This is a genomic window from Magnetospirillum aberrantis SpK, from assembly GCF_011022235.1.
In the GTDB taxonomy this organism is placed as follows: Bacteria; Pseudomonadota; Alphaproteobacteria; order Rhodospirillales; family Magnetospirillaceae; genus Magnetospirillum; species Magnetospirillum aberrantis.
The window spans coordinates 229324-247005 of the sequence record NZ_JAAIYP010000038.1; the positions used below are offsets into that span (position 1 = coordinate 229324).

Below are 17682 nucleotides of genomic sequence, written 5' to 3' on the forward strand. Positions count from 1 at the left end.
CGGCCGAAGCCGTCATGGCGCTTGCGGCGGCGGATGCAAGGGAAGACGAACGGTAAAGCGACAGCCCCGCCCCAGTTCCGACACCAGTTCGACCCGCCCGCCCAGCAATCCGGCCAAGCGTCGCACGATGGCCAGTCCCAGCCCCAGCCCCTGGCTGCGGTCACGGGCGGAATTGGCCACCTGGTGGAATTCCTCGAACACCGCCTCTTGCTGTTCGCCGGCGATGCCGATACCGGTGTCGGCGACCACCACCCCCAACTCGTCTCCCAGTCGGCGACAGCCGACGACGATGTGGCCCGAGGGCGTGTAGCGGATGGCGTTCTCGATCAGGTTGCGCAACAGGCGTTCCAGCAAGGCGGCATCGCTGACCAGGGTGCGACTGGTCGGCACCAGACGGAACGCCAGCCCCTTTTCCGCGGCACGAATGCTGTATTCCTCGGCCAGCCGACCGAGCAGGTGGCCCAGGTCGATCCTGTCCATGGTCGGAACCACCACCCCGGCATCCAGCTTGGACATGTCGAGCAAGCTGTTGAGCAGCAGCCTGAGACCGTCCAGGGCATGTTCCATCTGCGCCGTCACCTGTTCCATGGGCGAACCGGACAGGCGGATCTTCATCACCTCGATCAGCAACAGCAGCGATTGCACCGGCTGGCGCAGATCATGGCTGGCGGCGGCCAGGAACTTGGAACGGGCCAACGAGGCCCGCTCGGCCTCGGCCTTGGCGTCCAACGCCTCGTCGCGGGCCAGCTTCAACTCGGATTCGGCCAGCTTCACCGCCGTGATGTCGATGTTGACGCCAAAGGCGCTGCGCATGGCGTTCTCGGCCCCGAAGGCCACCATGCCGATACCGGTCATCCAGCGCAGGCGCCCGGAGGAATCGGTCAGGCGGTATTCGATGCGGTATTCGCGCGAGCGGGTGGTGCGGACCCGCTCGATCTCGGTCTCGACCGCCCGGCGGTCCTCGGCCGGCAACAGTTCCAGCCAGTCGCTGAACGTGACCGGCGGCAAGCCGTCGCCGTAAAGCGCGGCCACGTCGCCGGTCCAGTCCAGCCGGTCGCTGGCCACGTCCCAATGCCAGGTGACGGCATGGGCGGCACGCAACGCCACCGCCAGCTTGTCGGCGTTCTCGCGGGCCTGACGCTCCAACAGCCCCTTGCGTCGCAACGTCACCGTGGACAACACCCCGCCGAGCGTGATCAGAACCAGGAAGAAAACACTGCGGTTGGCGTTGCCCCGCCAGGTCGCCATGGTGTCGCGGTCGGCCAGCGCCACGGTGGCATAAAGCGGATAGCGTTCAAGCTTGCGAAAGGCGGTGACGCGGCTGATCCCATCCAGCGGCGATTCGCGCTGGTAGTCGCCCTCGTTCTGGCCGGCGGCGAAGGCATGCTCCACCTCGGGCGACGGCACCGGCTCGTTGATCATCTCCTCGACCAGCGGCGAACGCACCATCAGACGATGGTCGAGATCGCGCACCGACACCACCGAGGACGGCGGCAGCAACAGGCTTTGCCAGAACGGGCTGAGATATTCGATCAAGCCGACATTGGCCACCACCATGCCGGCGAAACGTCCGTCCACCCTGAGCGCGCGGGCCACCTGGATGCCCCATTTGTTGGACACCCGGCCACGGATCAGCCGCGACACCACCGGTCCCGCCGTCGGACCGTCGCGCAAGGCCAGGAAATAGTCGCGATCCCCCAGCGATCCGCCCGGCGCGGCACCCAGCGAATTGGCCACCACCCGGCCCTTGCCGTCGGTCACCGTCATGGAAACGATGCCGTGGCCGTCTTTCTGGATGTCGGACATGGCCGCCTGAACCTCGTCGCGACGCGCCGGAGACAGGGCCAGACCACCGCGCAGTTCGTCCCGGCTCAACAACGCCCCGACCTGACGCAACACCAGATTGGCACGGTCGAACGAAGCGGTCGCCTGTTCCTCGACCAAACGGACATAGGACGTCGCCGATTGCCGCGCCTGCTGTTGCGCCTGACGGTACGACAGCCACAAGCCGACGCCCACGTAGACGTCGAAACTGAGGATGAACACCCACAGCAACGTCAGGTGGCGAAAGGCTCCAGATCGTTGCGCCATTCCCTCCCCCAAGCGAAAGCATCGCGGCCACTTTCAGGCTGCAATTTTTCGTCGGTCAATTCGGCCATGCCCCAAAAGGGCTGTCAAGCGCGGCAGCACCCGACACCATCCAGGAAGACGCGCACCGCGACGCGGACGTGGCTTTCCATCTCGGCCTCGTCGAGTACGACGCTCAGCCCCAGAACCCGGCGGGCGTGCAGCACCCCCAAAAGGCTGCCGAGGAAGACCCGTGCCAATTGCTCGGGCGAGGCGAAGCCGTCGCGCACCAGAGCCGAATTGGCGAAACGTTCGGCCAAGATACGTTCCGAACTGCGCGGTCCCAGTTCGAAGAACAGGCGCGCCACCTCGGGAACCCGTTCGGATTCGGCGGCCAGGACACGAAACACCGCCACCGATTGCGGCGCCAGCGCCGCGTGCACGAAGCAAATCCCCAGGGCGCACAATCCCTCCTCCGAGCCGAGGTCGGCGAAGGTGTTGCTGTTCAGCGCCTGCCAGGTGACGGCGGTGGCCTGTTCGATCATCGCCCGCAACAGACCTTCCTTGCCGCCGAACTGCTCGTAAAGGGTCGAGCGCGAGCCCTTGGACCGGCACACGATGTCGGACAGGCTGGTCCGTTCGTAGCCCTTTTCCAAGAACAGCTCCGATGCCGCGTCCAGCATCGCCTGACGGCGCAACTCGCCCCGTGTGGGGGTCTTTTCCGCTGACACCTGCCCCATGCTCCTTCCGTGCTGGCTGTTACCGTCTGAAACAGTTTCGTCGTTGAATTAATCTATACTGTACGGTACGGTACAGTCAATTACCCCCTAGCCGCCACCCCCCTGGCCGGCCCTTTTCTCCGGGAAAACCGCAGATGCCCTTGTCCTCCAAAGCCATTCCATCCGCCCTCGCGCTGTTGCTCGCCCTGTCCGCCGCCGCCTGTGGCGACAGCCAACAAGCCGCCGCCCCCGCCGCCGCGCCGATCGAGGTCACCACCTTTACCGTCCAATCGGCCGACATTCCGCTATCCACCGAATTGCCGGGCCGCACCGCCGCCTTCCGGGTGGCCGAGGTGCGGCCGCAAGTCAGCGGCATCGTGCTCAAGCGCCTGTTCGAGGAAGGCAGCGAGGTCAAGGCCGGTCAACAGCTCTACCAGATCGACCCGGCCACCTATCAGGCGGCGGTGCAAAGCGCCCAGGCCGACCTGGTCAAGGCACGCGCCACCTTGAAATCGGTCGAGGCCAAGGCCGCACGTTACGCCGAACTGGTCAAGATCAACGCCGTGTCGCGTCAGGACTACGACGACACCGTCGCCACCCTGGATCAGGCCAAGGCCCAGATCCTGGTGGCCCAGGCTGCATTGGAAACCGCCCGCATCAACCTGAACTACACCAAGGTCTACGCCCCCATCGCCGGCCGTATCGGCAAATCCAGCGTCACCGAAGGCGCGCTGGTCACCGCCAACCAAACCACGACCATGGCCACCATCACCCAACTGGACCCCATCTACGTGGACGTCAGCCAGTCCAGTTCCGAACTGATGCGGCTGCGCCGCGCCATGGCGGCGGGAAAGGTGCGCGAGGACGAAGGCGCCGTGGTGACGCTGACGCTCGACGGCTCCAACCTGCCTTACGGCGAGACCGGGCGCCTGCAATTCTCGGACGTCACCGTGGACCCGAGCACCGGAGCGGTGCAATTGCGCGCCCAGTTCCCCAACCCCAACAAGGACCTGTATCCGGGTCTGTTCGTGCGCGCCCGCGTCGAACAGGGCGTGCGTCCCGGCGCCATCCTGGTGCCGCAACAGGCCCTGGTGCGCAACGCCGACGGCTCGGCCCAGGTGTGGGTGGTCGACGCCGACAACAAGGTGGCGCCGCGCCCGGTGGTCACCGGCCAGGCCATGGGCGACCGCTGGCTGATCGACGACGGCCTCAAGGCCGGCGAACGTGTGGTGATCGCCGGCCTTCAGAAAATTCGCCCCGGAACCCCCGTGACCCCGGTGGACGCCGCCCCCGCCACCTCCGCCGCGGCCCCCACCGCCGGCCAGCACTGAGCGAGGCGCCACCATGTCGCGTTTCTTCATCGACCGCCCGGTCTTCGCCTGGGTCATCGCCATCGTCATCATGCTGGCCGGCGGGCTGGCCATCCTCGATCTGCCCATCGAGCAATATCCCCGCATCGCGCCGCCATCGGTCCAGATCACCGCGTCCTATCCCGGCGCCTCGGCGCAGACGCTGGAAAACTCGGTCACCCAGGTGATCGAGCAGAAGATGAACGGCATCGACCATCTTCGCTACATGTACTCGACATCGGACTCGGCGGGTAACGTCAGCATCACCCTGACCTTCGAGCCCGAGGCCAACCCGGACATCGCCCAGGTGCAGGTGCAGAACAAGCTGCAACTGGCCACGCCGCTGCTGCCGCAAGAGGTACAGCAGCAAGGCGTGAAGGTCGCCAAGGCCACCAAGAACTTCCTGATGGTGGTGGGCCTGGTGTCGACCGACGAGCGCATGGCCGGCGCCGATTTGTCCGACTATCTGGTTTCCAGCGTCCAGGACGACATCAGCCGTCTGCCCGGCGTCGGCGAGGTCATGGTGTTCGGCGCCCAGCACGCCATGCGCATCTGGCTGAACCCGGATAAACTGGTCAGCTACAAGATCACCGCCAGCGACATCAGCTCCGCCATCAAGGCGCAGAACGCCGAAGTGTCGGCGGGTCAGATCGGCGGCGCCCCCGCCGTGCCGGGCCAGCAGATCAACGCCACCATCATCGCCCAAAGCCGTCTGGAAACGCCCGAGCAGTTCGGCAACATCCTGCTCAAGGTCAATACGGACGGATCACAGGTGCGCCTGAAGGACGTGGCCCGCATCGAGATCGGCTCGGAAAGCTATGAGAACGTGGCCCGCTACAACGGCAAGCCCGCCGCCGGCCTTGCCGTCAAGCTGGCCACCGGCGCCAACGCGCTGGACACGGCGGAACTGGTGCGCAAGCGCTTCGCCGAACTGAAGCCGTTCTTCCCGCAGGGTGTCGATGTGGTCTATCCCTACGACACCACCCCCTTCGTGAAAATCTCGATCGAGGAAGTGGTCAAGACCCTGGTGGAAGCCATCGTCTTGGTCTTCCTGGTCATGTACCTGTTCCTCCAGAATTTCCGCGCCACCCTTATTCCCACCATCGCCGTGCCGGTGGTGCTGTTGGGCACGTTCGGCATCCTGGCGGCATGCGGTTTCACCATCAACACGCTGACCATGTTCGCCATGGTTCTGGCCATCGGCCTGTTGGTGGACGACGCCATCGTGGTCGTCGAGAACGTCGAACGCGTCATGAGCGACGAAGGGTTGCCCCCGCGCGAGGCGACGCGCAAATCCATGGGCCAGATCACCGGAGCCCTGGTGGGCATCGCCCTGGTGCTGTCGGCGGTGTTCGTGCCCATGGCCTTCTTCGGCGGCTCGACCGGTGCCATTTATCGCCAGTTCTCGCTGACCCTGGTTTCGGCCATGGCCCTGTCGGTGCTGGTCGCCCTGGTGCTCACCCCCGCCTTGTGCGCCACCATGCTCAAGCATGTGGAGCGCGGACACGCCTGGGAGACCAAGGGGTTCTTCGGCTGGTTCAACCGCCTTTTCGACCGCAGCCGCAATGCCTACGGCAAGGGCGTACAGGGTGTATTGAGGCGGTCGGGCCGGTTCCTGTTGGTCTATGCCGTGCTGCTGGTGGGCCTGGGCTTCCTGTTTACCCGCATGCCCAGTTCGTTCCTGCCCGACGAGGACCAGGGGATCATGTTCGTCCAGGTGTCCACTCCGGCCAGCGCCACCCAGGAACGCACCATCGAGGCCCTGAAGAAAGCCGAGGACTATTTCCTCAACGTCGAAAAGGACAACGTGGCGGGCCTGTTCACCGTGGCCGGCTTCAACTTCTCGGGCCGCGGCCAGAATTCGGGCATGGCCTTCGTGCAGATGAAGGACTGGAGCGTGCGCAAGAACCCGAACCAGAAGGTCGGGGCCATCGCCATGCGCGCCATGCGCGCCCTGTCCACGGTCAAGGACGCCATGGTGTTCGCCTTCACCCCGCCCGCCGTGGTGGAACTGGGCAACGCCACAGGCTTCGACCTGCATCTGATGGACCGCGGCAACCTGGGCCATGAGAAACTGATGGCCGCCCGCAACCAGCTTCTGGGCATGGCGGCGCAGAATCCCGCCCTGATGGCGGTGCGTCCCAACGGCCTGGAAGACACCCCCCAGTTCCGCGTCAACGTCGATCGGGAAAAGGCCAGCGCGCTGGGCCTGTCGCTGTCGGACGTGAACACCACGCTGTCGGCCGCCTGGGGATCGTCCTACGTCAACGACTTCATGGACAACGGCCGCGTGAAGAAGGTCTACATGCAGGCCGACGCCCCCTTCCGCATGCAGCCCGAGGACCTGAACCGCTGGGAGGTCAAGAACCTGTCGGGTCAGACCGTGCCCTTCTCGACCATCATGAGCACCCGCTGGTCCTATGGCTCGCCGCAGCTTGAACGCTACAACGGCACCCCCTCGCGCGAGATCATGGGCGCCCCGGCTCCCGGCCATTCCTCGGGCGAGGCCATGGCGATCATCGAGGACATCGCATCCAAGCTGCCGCCGGGCATCGGCCTGTCTTGGACCGGTCTGTCCTACGAAGAACGCCTGGCCGGTTCACAGGCCCCCGCCCTTTACGCCATCTCGGTGCTGGTGGTGTTCCTGTGCCTCGCCGCCCTCTACGAAAGCTGGTCGATCCCGTTCTCGGTGATGCTGGTGGTTCCCCTGGGCGTCCTGGGCGCGGTGGCGGCGGCCCTGATGCGCGGCCTTCCCAACGACGTGTACTTCCAGGTGGGCCTGCTTACCACCATGGGATTGGCGGCGAAGAACGCCATCCTGATCGTGGAATTCGCCAAGGACATCCACGAACGGGAAGGAAAATCCCTGGTGGACGCCGCCATCGAGGCGTCACAGCAGCGCCTGCGGCCGATCATCATGACCTCGCTGGCCTTCATCCTGGGCGTGTTGCCGCTGGCCATCGCCAACGGCGCCGGTTCGGGTGCCCAGAACGCCATCGGCGTCGGCGTGATGGGCGGCATGATCAGCGCCACGGTGCTGGCCATCTTCTTCGTGCCGCTGTTCTTCGTGGTCGTGCTGCACTACTTCGCCCGCAAGTCGGCCCCCCAGCATGCGGAAGTCCCGACAGAATGACCCGCCACGCACTTAGCCCCAAAGAGACGACCATGAAAAAAATCGTGCTGATGACCTGCGCGGCCGCCGTGCTGTCGGGATGCTCGCTGGTTCCCGATTACATGCGCCCCGACATGCCGGTGCCGCAGGCGTGGCCGCAGGGCCCGGCGGCGGCGGCCACCCCGGCCGCCAAGGACGGACAATCCTTGTGGACCGACACCGCGTGGAAAGAGTTCTTCACCGACCCCACCTTGCAGCGACTGATCCAGCAATCCCTGGACAACAACCGCGACCTGCGCGTCGCCGCCCTGAACATCGAGGTGGCACGCGCCACCTATCGCGTCACCCAGGCCGACCTGTTGCCCAACCTCGACGCCAACGGCTCGGGCAGCGTGGCGCGCACCCCGCTCAACGCCAGCCGGACGGTGCCGGCGACCAAGGTCACCGCCCGTTCCTATGCCGCCAATGTCGGCGTCACCGCTTTCGAACTGGATCTGTTCGGCCGGGTGCGTGCCTTGAACGAACAGGCGCTCGAGCAGTTCCTCGCCACCGAGGAAGCCCGCAACTCCACCCAGATCTCGCTGGTGGCCGAGGTGGCCAACGCCTACCTGACCTGGCTGGGCGACCGTAAGCTTCTGGCCCTGACCGAGGAAACCCTGGAAACCCGGTTGAAATCGCTGGAACTGATCGACCAGAGCTTCGCCCGCGGCGTCAGTTCCGAACTGGATCTGGCCCAGGCCAAGACGGCGGTGGAAACGGCACGGGCCAACCGCGCGCTTTACCTGCGCCAGGTGGACCAGGACCGCAACGCGCTGACCTTGCTGGTGGGCTCTCCCATCGCCGACGACGCGCTGGCCGGCGAACTCGATTCCATGCGGCTGGTCGAGGACTTGCCAGTCGGCCTGCCGTCCGAGGTATTGCTGCGCCGACCCGACATCGCCCAGGCCGAACACAGCCTGAAAGCGGCCAACGCCAACATCGGCGCGGCCCGCGCGGCATTCTTCCCCAGCATCTCGCTGACCGGCGCCGCCGGTTATTCCAGCCGCAACCTGAGCAACCTGTTCGAAGCGGGATCGGGGGCGTGGTCGTTCGGCCCGTCCGTCAGCCTGCCCATCTTCGACGCCGGCCGCAACCAGGCCAACCTGGATTCCGCCAAGGCCAGCCGCGACATCGCGGTGGCGCAATATGAAAAGTCGATCCAGACCGCGTTCCGCGAAGTGGCCGACGCCCTGGCCGCCAAAGGCACGCTGACCGATCAGATGGCGGCGCAAGGCCGGCTGGTCGAGGCGACCCGGACCAGCTATCGCCTGTCCCAGGCCCGCTACGACCATGGCATCGACAGCTATCTGAACGTGCTGGATTCGCAACGTTCCCTCTACAGCGCGCAACAGGAACTGGTGTCGGTTCAGGTGGAACGGCTGTCCAATCTGGTGTCCCTGTACAAGGTCCTGGGCGGCGGTAGGAACTGACACGTTTTCTTGGTGGGATGGCGTGACCGGTTTCTCCGGCCGCCATCACGCCGTCTCGACAGGTAACGGACGGTCCAGCCGGGTCAACAGGTCGGACAGCACCCGCCGGGTGTCATGCCACGTCTCGGCCCAAATCGGCGGCCCACAGGCCGCACAGCCGCTCTGTCTCGGTATAGACACGACCTCCCTCGGCCGCGCCGGGGAAGGGTTGGGGTGGGGGCAGATTTACGAAGAAGGCGGGTGCCGCTTGGCGCCCGCCTTTTTTGTTGTGAAAGGGAAAAATGCGAAGGGACGCGGCCTCTTCGCGCATCCCATGCCCTATTTGGCCGGAGGCTTGCCAGCCGCCGCGAGTTTCGCGTTCAGCGCTGCCTTTCGGGCCGCCGCTTTCGCAGGGCGGACATAAAAATGGTCAAAGAGCCCATCTAAAATATCCAGGCACCATTCGGCTTCATGCTCTTCGACATCAATGATTTGCAGGCCTGTGATGTCGTTAATCGGATGGGCCGAGAAGTTTCCAAAATTGCGGATCGCGTCCACAGTGCCCTTAAGATCGCTGGGGACGTCAGGGCGGTCCAGGAAGGTGTCGATTTCCTTGGAAAGGTCGCGTTCCTTAATGCCGTTTTGCCGCAAAACGTTTTGTAGGCAACGCCGTGCTAAGGCGGCCGACGCCTTTGGGCTGATAGGTAGAACCTCTGCCGCTTCGAGATAGTCTTGTGAAATGGCCGCAGGCACCTCTTGCGCTACCGGTCTATCAACAGCGCCTCGAGGATAGGCGGTGAAGGTGGCGCCATGTGGTTCCGTGAGCTGAATCGTAATCTTATTGCAGGCTGGGCAATGGGTATAATGATAGCTCCAACTGCCTGCGAACACGTTCTCCGTCCAGCGATCATGAAATTCAATGTTGCAATGCGGGCATTTCATCGGGGGCAGCAATCCAGGCGAGAGAGTTGGTGGGATGATAGCTCTCAATAGAGGACATTCAATAGTATATCCCATTGACATATCCCACGGCGATCTCATATCCTGATCCAAAGCGGATAGGAAAGGCGCCGCCATGACCCGCACCACCCTGTTTCACAGCAACCGATCCCAGGCCGTGCGCCTGCCCAAGGATGTAGCGTTCCCCGACGGGGTGCACGAGGTGGCGATTTTGCGGGACGGGGCGCGGCGGGTGATCGTTCCGGCCAACGCGGTGTGGGACGATTTCTTCGCGGCGCCGGGGGTGGATTTGGGCGAGCGGGATCAACCGGCCATGCAGGACCGCGAGAGCCTGTAGCATGCTGCGCTACATGCTCGACACCAATCTGTGCATCCGGGTGCTGCGCGACCGCCCGCCGGGCTTGCGCGAGCGCTTCAATGCCGAGGCGGCGGCGCTGTGCATTTCCTCCGTCACCCTGGCTGAGTTGCTGTATGGCGCCGAAAAGTCGATGCGACCGGTGGAAACCCGCCACCGGGTCGAGGATTTCGCCGCCCGCCTTGCGGTGCTGGCGTTCGACGATGCCGCCGCCGCCCATTACGGCGATGTCCGTGCCGATCTGGAACGGCGGGGGCAGGTCATCGGCCCCTACGACCTGATGATCGCCGGGCACGCCCGCAGCAAGGGATTGGTGGTGGTGACCGGCAATTTGGGGGAATTCACCCGTGTCGCCGGTCTGCGCGCCGAGGATTGGCTGGGCTGATGGGATGCGCGAAGGGACTGCGTCCCTTCGCACCTTTTCCCTTTGCTTCTTCAATCCCCCGGCCGCCGGTCGTCGGTGCCGATATAAGTTACAGGCGGCGTGTGCTTGCGCAGGTGTTTGCGGGTTTCCGGCGACAACAGGCGGAACACCGGAGCGGTGACGGTCAGGCCGGTGCCGGTCAGGGTGAAGGCGGTGGCGACCGGGCGGCCGAACACGTCCAGGATTTCCTGGCCGGGGGTGCCGACCAAGCCCAGGGCTACCGGGCCGACATCGGCCTTGATGCCGACATGGCTGGCATAGCCGCGCTGGCCCAGCCACTGGTTGGCCTCGGTGCGCAGGGCAATCAGGGCGTTCAGGGCGTGGTCGGTATCCGCTGCGGGAAAGATTGTCAGGGCGTTGTCGCCCAGGGTCTTGATCTGCCGTCCCCCGGCCTCGGCGACACGGATGCCGGTCAGGGCGAACAGGCCGGACATGATGTCCATGACCCCGGCCAGGGTCGAGGCCTCGGCGTGGCGGTGCAGCCAGTGGGTTTCGATGATGGCGACAAGCATGTCGTGCTGCGCGGGCAGGCGCAGGTCGGTCCAGAAGGACATGGATTTTCTCCCGACGAATGGGCGAATGGCAAGCGGCCCACGGGTCCGCCAGTGTCGGAGAAAAATCGCCGGCCCACAGGTCCGGCAGTGGGCGCGATGGTGCGGCAATGCGCAGAAAACGTCAAGAGAGCGGAACGGGATGCGCGAAGGGACCGCGTCCCTTCGCGCTGTTCCCCTTGCCCCTTACACGCTGAAATACTTGGCCTGCGGGTGCAGGCAGACGATGGCGCTGGTGCTTTGTTCCGGTTCCAACTGGAATTCGTCGGACAGCGTCACGCCGATGCGCTCGGCGCCCAAGAGCGCCAGCAATTGCTTCTGGTCCTCGATATTGGGGCAGGCCGGGTAGCCGAAGGAATAGCGCGAGCCGCGATAGACCTGTTTCAGCATCTTCTCGGTTTCCGGCGCGTCCTCGGCGGCGAAGCCCAGTTCGGCGCGGATGCGCTTGTGGGTGTATTCGGCCATGGCCTCGGCCATCTCCACCGACAGGCCGTGCAGGTACAGGTAATCCTGGTACTTGTTGGCCTCGAACCACTGGGCGGCGATGTCGGTGGCGGCCTTGCCCATGGTCACCACTTGCAGGCCGATGACGTCGCGTTCGCCGCTGTCCACCGGGCGGTAGAAATCGGCGATGCTGAGGCCGCCGTCCTTGGCCTGACGGGGGAAGGCGAAGCGGGCGACCTCGGTCACGCCATCCTCGGCGAACAGCACCACGGCGTCGCCGTCAGCGGCCGCCTTCCAATAGCCGTACACCGCCTGGGCCTTGAGGATGTTCTCGGCCTCGCAGCGCTTGAGCATGTCCAGCGCGATGGGGCGCAGTTCCTTGGCGGCCCAGGCCTTGAACTCGTCGAGCGAGCGACCCTGCTTCTTATAGCCCCAGTGGAACTGGTACAGCATGGTGTCGTTCAGATACGGCGCCAGGGTGGACAGCGGCACGTTCTCGATGACCTTGGCCCCCCAGAACGGCGGGGTGGGAATCGGCACGTCCTTGTGCAACTCGGCGCGGCGCAGGTTGACCTCGTCCCAATCCACCGGCCTGAGCGTGCTGGTGTCCTGGGGCTGGCCGATGCGTTTGGAATTGCCGGAACGCGGCGCGGCGGCGCGGGCGGCGACATAGGTGTCGAAGCTGCCATCGGCCACCTTGCTCATCAGGTCCAGGCCGTCGAAGGCGTCGCGGGCATAGGCGACGCCGCCGCCGCCATAGGCGCGCAGGCAGTCTTCCTCGACATATTTGCGGGTCAGCGCGGCGCCGCCCAGCAGCACCGGAACCGACAGACCGGCGGCCTTCATCTCCTCCAAATTCTCGCGCATGATCACCGTGGACTTGACCAACAGGCCGGACATGCCGACGGCATCGGGCTTGTACTGCTCGACGGCTTTCATGATGTCGCCGATCGGCTGCTTAATGCCGATGTTGTGCACCTTGTAACCATTGTTGGTCAGGATGATGTCCACCAGATTCTTGCCGATGTCATGGACATCGCCCTTGACGGTGGCCAGAACGATGGTCGCCTTGGCGCTGCCATCGGCTTTTTCCATGTGCGGTTCCAGGAAGGCAACGGAGGTCTTCATGGTCTCCGCCGATTGCAGCACGAAGGGCAATTGCATCTTGCCGGCACCAAACAGTTCGCCCACCACCTTCATGCCTTCCAGCAACAGGTTGTTGATGATGTCCAGCGGCTTCCAGCCGGCGGCCATGGCCTCGGCCAGATCGTCCTCGAGCCCGGTACGGTCGCCATCGACGATGCGTTGCTTGAGCCGGTCCTCGACGTTGGCCGGCAGTTCCTTCTTCATGTCGGCGGCCTTGCGGTCGCCGAACAGGGCGATGAAGGCTTGCAGCGGGTCATAACCTTCGACGCGGCGGTCGAAGATCAGATCCTCGGCCACCTTCACTTCCTCGGGCGCCAGGGTGTGCAGCGGCAGGATCTTGGACACATGGACGATGGCGCCGGTCATGCCGCGCTTGACCGCATGGTCGTTGAACACAGAATTCAACACCTGCCGGGCGGCGGGCTTGAGACCGAACGAGATGTTGGACAGGCCCAGCACGATGCCGCATTCCGGCAATTCCGTGCTGATCCGTTCAATGGCGTCCAGGGTGGCGACACCTAAGCGGCGGTCGTCCTCGTTACCGGTGCAGATGGTGAAGGTCAGCGGATCGAACAACAGGTCGCCGGCGGGCAGGCCATGCTTGTTGACCGCGAAATCATACAGGCGCTTGGCGATCTTCAGCTTGGTGTCGGTGTCCTTGGCCATGCCCACTTCGTCGATGGTCAGCGCCACCACGGCGGCGCCGAACTTCTTGGCCAGCTTGAGGCGCGCCTCGGCCTCGTGCTCGCCGTTCTCGAAGTTGATGGAATTGATGATGGCCTTGCCGCCGTACAGCTTCAGCGCCGCCTCGATCACCGGCAATTCGGTGGAATCGATCACCAGCGGCGTGGTGACCGAGCCGCGCAGCCGGGTCACCACCTCGGTCATGTCGCGCACTTCGTTGCGACCGACGAAGGCGGTGCAGACGTCGAGCGTGTGGCTGCCTTCCTTGACCTGTTCGCGGGCCATGGCGACGATGCCGTCCCAATTCTCGGCGTCCTGAAGATCGCGGAACTTCTTGGAGCCGTTGGCGTTGCAGCGTTCGCCGATGGCCAGGAAGGCGTTTTCCTGGCGCAACGAAACCTGGGAATAGAGCGAGGCGACGGCCGGCACCCAATGCACGCTGCGCTTGACCGGAACCGGGCGATAGCCGTTGCCGACCCGCACCAGCATCTGGTTGGTGGCGGCGATGTGATCGGGGGTGGTGCCGCAGCAGCCGCCGATCAGGTTGACGCCCATGCCGATGAAACGCTCGTGCCAGGTGGCCAGTTCGTCAGGCAGCAGCGGATAGCGGGTCTGACCATCCACCAGTTCCGGCAGGCCGGCATTGGGCTGGATCGACACGAAGCCGTCCCAGTTCTCGGTCAGCCACTTGACGTGTTCCAGCATCTCGCGCGGACCGGCGGCGCAGTTCATGCCCAGCGACGGCACGTCCAGGGCGCGCACCACCGTGGCGGCGGCGGCGATATCGGCGCCCACCAGCATGGTGCCGGTGGTTTCCACCGTCACCTGGACCAGGATGGGAATGTCCTTGCCGGCGTTCGCACAGGCGATCTTGCAACCATTGACGGCGGCCTTGACCTGCAACGGGTCCTGGCAGGTTTCCACCAGGAAGGCAGAGACACCGCCGGCGATCTGGCCCGAAGCCTGGATCACGTAGGCGGCTTCCAACTCGTCATAGCCGATGTGGCCGAGGCTCGGCAGCTTGGTGCCCGGACCGATGGCGCCCAGCACGAAGCGGGCGCGGCCATCGCCCTTGAATTGCTCGGCTGCTTCCCACGCCACCTCGATGGCGCGCTGGTTCAACTCGAATGCCTGATCGGCGATGCCGAACTCGGCCAGGGTCACCGGAGAACCGCCGAAGGTGTCGGCCTCGACCATGTCGGCGCCCGCCGCGAAATAGCGTTCGTGAATCGAGCGGATGACGTCGGGGCGCGACTTGACCAGGATCTCGGTGCAGTTTTCCAGCCCCAGGAAGTCCTTTTCCACCGACAGGTTCATGGCCTGCACCAGGGCGCCGGTGCCGCCGTCGCACAGAAGAACACGGTCGCGGAGATGGTCGAGAATATTGGTCATTGAGTCCTCGTGACGCTGGCGAAGCCAGAAAAATTAGACACGGATGGACACGGATGAACACAGATAAACCAGAAGAATTTTCATCCGTGCTTATCCGTGTCCATCCGTATCACCTATTACTTGGCCTGGGGCCGCACGCCCAGGATATGGGAGATGGCGTAGGCCAGGTCGGCGCGGTTCAGGGTGTAGAAATGGAAATCGGAGACGCCGTCGGCGGCCAGGGCGCGGCATTGCTCGGCGGCCACGGTGGCGGCGACCAGGCGGCGGGTGTCGGGGTCGTCGTCCAGCCCCTCGAACAGCTTGGCCATCCAGTCCGGCACGCTGGCGCCGCAAGCGGCGCTGAACTTCCGCACCTGGGCGAAGTTGGTCACCGGCAGGATACCGGGCAGGATCGGCACATTGATACCCGCGGCGGCGGCCTTGTCGCGGAAGCGGCGATAGACGTCCACGTCGAAGAAATACTGGCTGATGGCCCGCGTGGCGCCCGCGTCAACCTTGGCCTTGAGGTTGTCCAGGTCGAATTGTGCGCTGGGGGCGTCGGGATGCATCTCGGGATAGGCCGCCACCGAAATCTCGAAATCGGCGATGCGCTTGAGCCCCTTCACCAGATCAACGGCATAGGCGTAGCCGCCGGGAGTCGGCACATACTTGCCCGAACCTTCCGGGGCGTCGCCGCGCAACGCCACGATATGGCGGATGCCTTCGTCCCAATAACGCCGGGCGATGTCGTCCACCTCGCCGGTCTGGTGGCCGACACAGGTCAGGTGGGCGGCTGGCTTGAGCGAGGTCTCGCGGGCGATGCGGACCACGGTGTCGTGGGTGCGCTCGCGGGTGCCGCCCCCGGCGCCGTAGGTCACCGAGACGAAGCTGGGGGCCAGCGGCTCAAGGCGCTTGATGCACTCCCACAAGGTCTCCTGCATCTTCTCGGTCTTGGGCGGGAAGAATTCGAACGAGACGTTCACCGGACGGGTGGCGGCGATGGGAAGGGGGCTCACGCGGCGGCTCCTTTCAGGTTGGGCTGGGCGGCACGGGTGGCCGTCCACAGCACCACGGTCAAATGTTGTCCCGGCAGGCGGGTGACGGGGCCGGGTTCGAGGCCGGCAACGCGCAGCCAGCCGGCTACCTCGTCGTCGGCGAAGCCCAGGCGGTGGTGGGCGTGTTCGTCACGCAACACCTCAAGCTGGTGAGGCGCGAAATCGACGATGACCAGCGTCCCGCCCGGTTGCAGCACCCGCGCCGCCTCGGCCACCACGGCGGCCGGGTCGGTGGCGTAATGCAGCACCTGATGGATGGTCACCGCGTCGGCCGAGGCGGCGGCCAACGGCAATTGGGTGATGTCACCCTGGCGCACCATGCAATGGCCCAGACCGGCGCGTTCCAGGTTGGCGCGGGCCACCGCCAGCATTTCGCGCGACAGATCGACGCCGACGCCGCGCTCCACATGCGGTCCCAGGACTTCAAGAACGCGGCCGGTGCCGGTGCCCATGTCCACCAGATCGCGCACGCCGCGCCCGGCGAAGACGGCGACCAGGGCGCGCTCGACCTCGGCGTCGTCCACGTTCAGGCCGCGAATTTCGTCCCAGCGTTCGGCGTTGGCGGTGAAATAGTCCTGGGCCTTGGCGGCACGGGCCACCCGCACCATGGCAAGACGCTCCTGGTCCAGGGCGATGGTGGGATCTTCCGCCGGCAACAGATCAAGCAGGGCACGCGCCAGGGCCGCCCCGCCGCCCTTGGCGGCAAGACGGTAGAACACCCAGGCCCCCTCGGGATAACGGTCGAGCAGACCGGCCTCGCACATCAGCTTGAGATGGCGCGACACGCGCGGCTGGCTTTGGCCCAGGATGTGGGTCAGCTCGCTCACGGTCAGCTCGCCCTGGGCCAGCAGGGCCAGGAGACGCAGGCGCGTCGGCTCTGCCGCCGCGCGCAATCCCGTCAATACAGCCTCCACCCGATGGGCCCTCCGCTCATTCTCGAAAACATATAAACATATCTTTATGCGGATATGAAGCCCCTTGTGCGAGTGTGTCCCAAAGAGTGTTGCCGTGATGCAACATTACGCGCATGCGACAGACCCGGAAGATTCTGCCGGCTGGAGTTTGTGCACCGAGTGTGCTACCTCAGACGATGCGGGGGCAATCTTCGGATGTCGCCTTCGTTGATCCTTTGACACCGTCGGGGCCTTACTCGGGCCATGACATTACAGGGCGACAAGACAAGCGAATGACGACCATTTCTCCTCGCTCCATTGCCATGCGGCTCACCGCTTCCCTGTTTGCCATTGCCTTGGTTTCCGGCTGCGCCACTCCGCCGCCCGCCGACGACAAGGAGGCCGTGGCCGAATGGGAACAGGTCAACGACCCGCTTGAACCCATGAACCGGGCGGTCTTCGAGTTCAACACCGCCATCGACAAGGCCCTGATCAAGCCCATCGCCACCGGCTATCGCGAAGTGGTGCCAGCCTATGGCCGCGAACGTGTGCGCGACGCGCTGAACAACCTGCGCTCGCCCATCATCCTGGCCAACGACATCCTTCAGGGCGAACCCGACCGCGCCATGCAGACGCTGATGCGCTTCGCCTTCAACACCGGTTTCGGCATCGGCGGCCTGTTCGACGTGGCCTCGCCCGGCGGCATCCCCTACCACGACGAAGATTTCGGCCAGACCTTCGCGGTCTGGGGCGTCGGCGAGGGCCCCTATCTGGTGCTGCCAATCCTTGGCCCCAGCAATCCCCGCGACACCAGCGGCCTTGCCGTCGAATGGCTGAGCGATCCGTTCAACTTGTGGATGGACAATACCGGCCGCGACTGGGTGGTGTGGACCCGCACCGGCGTCGCCGGCATCGACAAGCGCGAAAGCCTGCTCGACACCCTGGACGAGGTCGAGAAGTCCTCGCTCGACTATTACGCCGCCGTCCGCTCGCTGTACCGTCAGCGCCGCGCCGCCGACGTCAAGAATGGCGGCGGCAATGGGGAAAACTCTCCCAACCTCAACCTGAGCGCCGTCGAGCCGCCGGCCGCGAGCGGCAACTGAG

The 17682-nt window shown here is 65.0% G+C and carries 14 protein-coding genes; 6 read left to right on the forward strand and 8 right to left on the reverse strand.

Going from position 1 to position 17682, the window contains the following annotated elements; genetic code table 11:
• Positions 1–12 precede the first annotated feature (12 nt).
• Together G4223_RS12205 and G4223_RS12210 are read right to left on the reverse strand one after the other, a co-directional pair.
• Positions 13–2091 carry a sensor histidine kinase gene (locus G4223_RS12205; RefSeq protein WP_163679872.1) on the reverse strand — a complete coding sequence of 693 codons (2079 nt, stop codon included), beginning with the start codon at positions 2089–2091 and terminating at the stop codon, positions 13–15.
• An 83-nt stretch (positions 2092–2174) separates the two neighbouring features.
• Complete coding sequence (locus G4223_RS12210; RefSeq protein ID WP_163679876.1) at positions 2175–2807, reverse strand: TetR/AcrR family transcriptional regulator; 633 nt, start codon at positions 2805–2807, stop codon at positions 2175–2177.
• Positions 2808–2941: 134 nt separating this feature from the next.
• Between G4223_RS12210 and G4223_RS12215 the strand changes: the two genes are divergently transcribed.
• The 3 genes from G4223_RS12215 to adeC are packed head-to-tail and all read left to right on the forward strand — an operon-like array spanning position 2942 to position 8716.
• Positions 2942–4117, forward strand: coding sequence for an efflux RND transporter periplasmic adaptor subunit (locus tag G4223_RS12215; protein ID WP_163679879.1), 1176 nt, complete (start codon positions 2942–2944; stop codon positions 4115–4117).
• A gap of 13 nt (positions 4118–4130) precedes the next feature.
• The gene (locus G4223_RS12220; protein WP_163679882.1) at positions 4131–7268 is read left to right on the forward strand and encodes an efflux RND transporter permease subunit; all 3138 of its coding nucleotides are present in this window, start codon (positions 4131–4133) and stop codon (positions 7266–7268) included.
• A gap of 32 nt (positions 7269–7300) precedes the next feature.
• Entirely contained in the window at positions 7301–8716 is a 1416-nt protein-coding gene (gene adeC / locus G4223_RS12225; protein ID WP_163679885.1) for an AdeC/AdeK/OprM family multidrug efflux complex outer membrane factor, read from the forward strand.
• A gap of 45 nt (positions 8717–8761) precedes the next feature.
• Here adeC and G4223_RS20245 read toward each other — a convergent pair whose 3' ends face one another.
• Positions 8762–8896: a hypothetical protein gene (locus G4223_RS20245; protein ID WP_277395041.1), complete on the reverse strand. Its 135-nt coding sequence runs from the start codon at positions 8894–8896 to the stop codon at positions 8762–8764.
• A gap of 138 nt (positions 8897–9034) precedes the next feature.
• Entirely contained in the window at positions 9035–9772 is a 738-nt protein-coding gene (locus G4223_RS12230) for a DUF4145 domain-containing protein (protein ID WP_205762491.1), read from the reverse strand.
• Between G4223_RS12230 and vapB the strand changes: the two genes are divergently transcribed.
• Positions 9771–9992 carry a type II toxin-antitoxin system VapB family antitoxin gene (gene vapB / locus G4223_RS12235; RefSeq protein WP_163679888.1) on the forward strand — a complete coding sequence of 74 codons (222 nt, stop codon included), beginning with the start codon at positions 9771–9773 and terminating at the stop codon, positions 9990–9992. The two genes, G4223_RS12230 and vapB, sit on opposite strands and share 2 nt — an antisense overlap.
• A 1-nt stretch (position 9993) precedes the next feature.
• Positions 9994–10395, forward strand: coding sequence for a type II toxin-antitoxin system tRNA(fMet)-specific endonuclease VapC (gene vapC / locus G4223_RS12240; protein ID WP_163679890.1), 402 nt, complete (start codon positions 9994–9996; stop codon positions 10393–10395).
• Positions 10396–10445: 50 nt separating this feature from the next.
• Here vapC and G4223_RS12245 read toward each other — a convergent pair whose 3' ends face one another.
• The 4 genes from G4223_RS12245 to G4223_RS12260 form a co-directional block, all read right to left on the reverse strand.
• Positions 10446–10988 (reverse strand): nucleotidyl cyclase domain-containing protein, encoded by a 543-nt coding sequence (locus G4223_RS12245; RefSeq protein ID WP_163679893.1) that lies wholly within the window; start codon positions 10986–10988, stop codon positions 10446–10448.
• Between the two features lie 183 nt (positions 10989–11171).
• Positions 11172–14651 carry a methionine synthase gene (gene metH, locus G4223_RS12250; RefSeq protein ID WP_163679895.1) on the reverse strand — a complete coding sequence of 1160 codons (3480 nt, stop codon included), beginning with the start codon at positions 14649–14651 and terminating at the stop codon, positions 11172–11174.
• 116 nt (positions 14652–14767) lie between these two features.
• Positions 14768–15646 (reverse strand): methylenetetrahydrofolate reductase, encoded by an 879-nt coding sequence (metF, locus tag G4223_RS12255; protein ID WP_163679899.1) that lies wholly within the window; start codon positions 15644–15646, stop codon positions 14768–14770.
• A complete protein-coding gene (locus G4223_RS12260) occupies positions 15643–16599 on the reverse strand; it encodes a metalloregulator ArsR/SmtB family transcription factor (RefSeq protein WP_163679901.1) in 957 nt (318 codons plus the stop codon). Before G4223_RS12260 ends, metF begins: the two co-directional genes overlap by 4 nt.
• 272 nt (positions 16600–16871) lie before the next feature.
• Between G4223_RS12260 and G4223_RS12265 the strand changes: the two genes are divergently transcribed.
• Positions 16872–17681 (forward strand): MlaA family lipoprotein, encoded by an 810-nt coding sequence (locus G4223_RS12265; protein WP_163679903.1) that lies wholly within the window; start codon positions 16872–16874, stop codon positions 17679–17681.
• Position 17682 lies beyond the last annotated feature (1 nt).

Bases quoted from the DNA above. Each gene is read 5' to 3' on its own strand.
- G4223_RS12205 (WP_163679872.1), bottom strand. From the start codon at position 2,091: ATGGCGCAACGATCTGGAGCCTTTCGCCACCTGACGTTGCTGTGGGTG.
- G4223_RS12210 (WP_163679876.1), bottom strand. From the start codon at position 2,807: ATGGGGCAGGTGTCAGCGGAAAAGACCCCCACACGGGGCGAGTTGCGC.
- G4223_RS12215 (WP_163679879.1), top strand. From the start codon at position 2,942: ATGCCCTTGTCCTCCAAAGCCATTCCATCCGCCCTCGCGCTGTTGCTC.
- G4223_RS12220 (WP_163679882.1), top strand. From the start codon at position 4,131: ATGTCGCGTTTCTTCATCGACCGCCCGGTCTTCGCCTGGGTCATCGCC.
- adeC (WP_163679885.1), top strand. From the start codon at position 7,301: ATGAAAAAAATCGTGCTGATGACCTGCGCGGCCGCCGTGCTGTCGGGA.
- vapB (WP_163679888.1), top strand. From the start codon at position 9,771: ATGACCCGCACCACCCTGTTTCACAGCAACCGATCCCAGGCCGTGCGC.
- G4223_RS12230 (WP_205762491.1), bottom strand. From the start codon at position 9,772: ATGGCGGCGCCTTTCCTATCCGCTTTGGATCAGGATATGAGATCGCCG.
- vapC (WP_163679890.1), top strand. From the start codon at position 9,994: ATGCTGCGCTACATGCTCGACACCAATCTGTGCATCCGGGTGCTGCGC.
- G4223_RS12245 (WP_163679893.1), bottom strand. From the start codon at position 10,988: ATGTCCTTCTGGACCGACCTGCGCCTGCCCGCGCAGCACGACATGCTT.
- metH (WP_163679895.1), bottom strand. From the start codon at position 14,651: ATGACCAATATTCTCGACCATCTCCGCGACCGTGTTCTTCTGTGCGAC.
- G4223_RS12265 (WP_163679903.1), top strand. From the start codon at position 16,872: ATGACGACCATTTCTCCTCGCTCCATTGCCATGCGGCTCACCGCTTCC.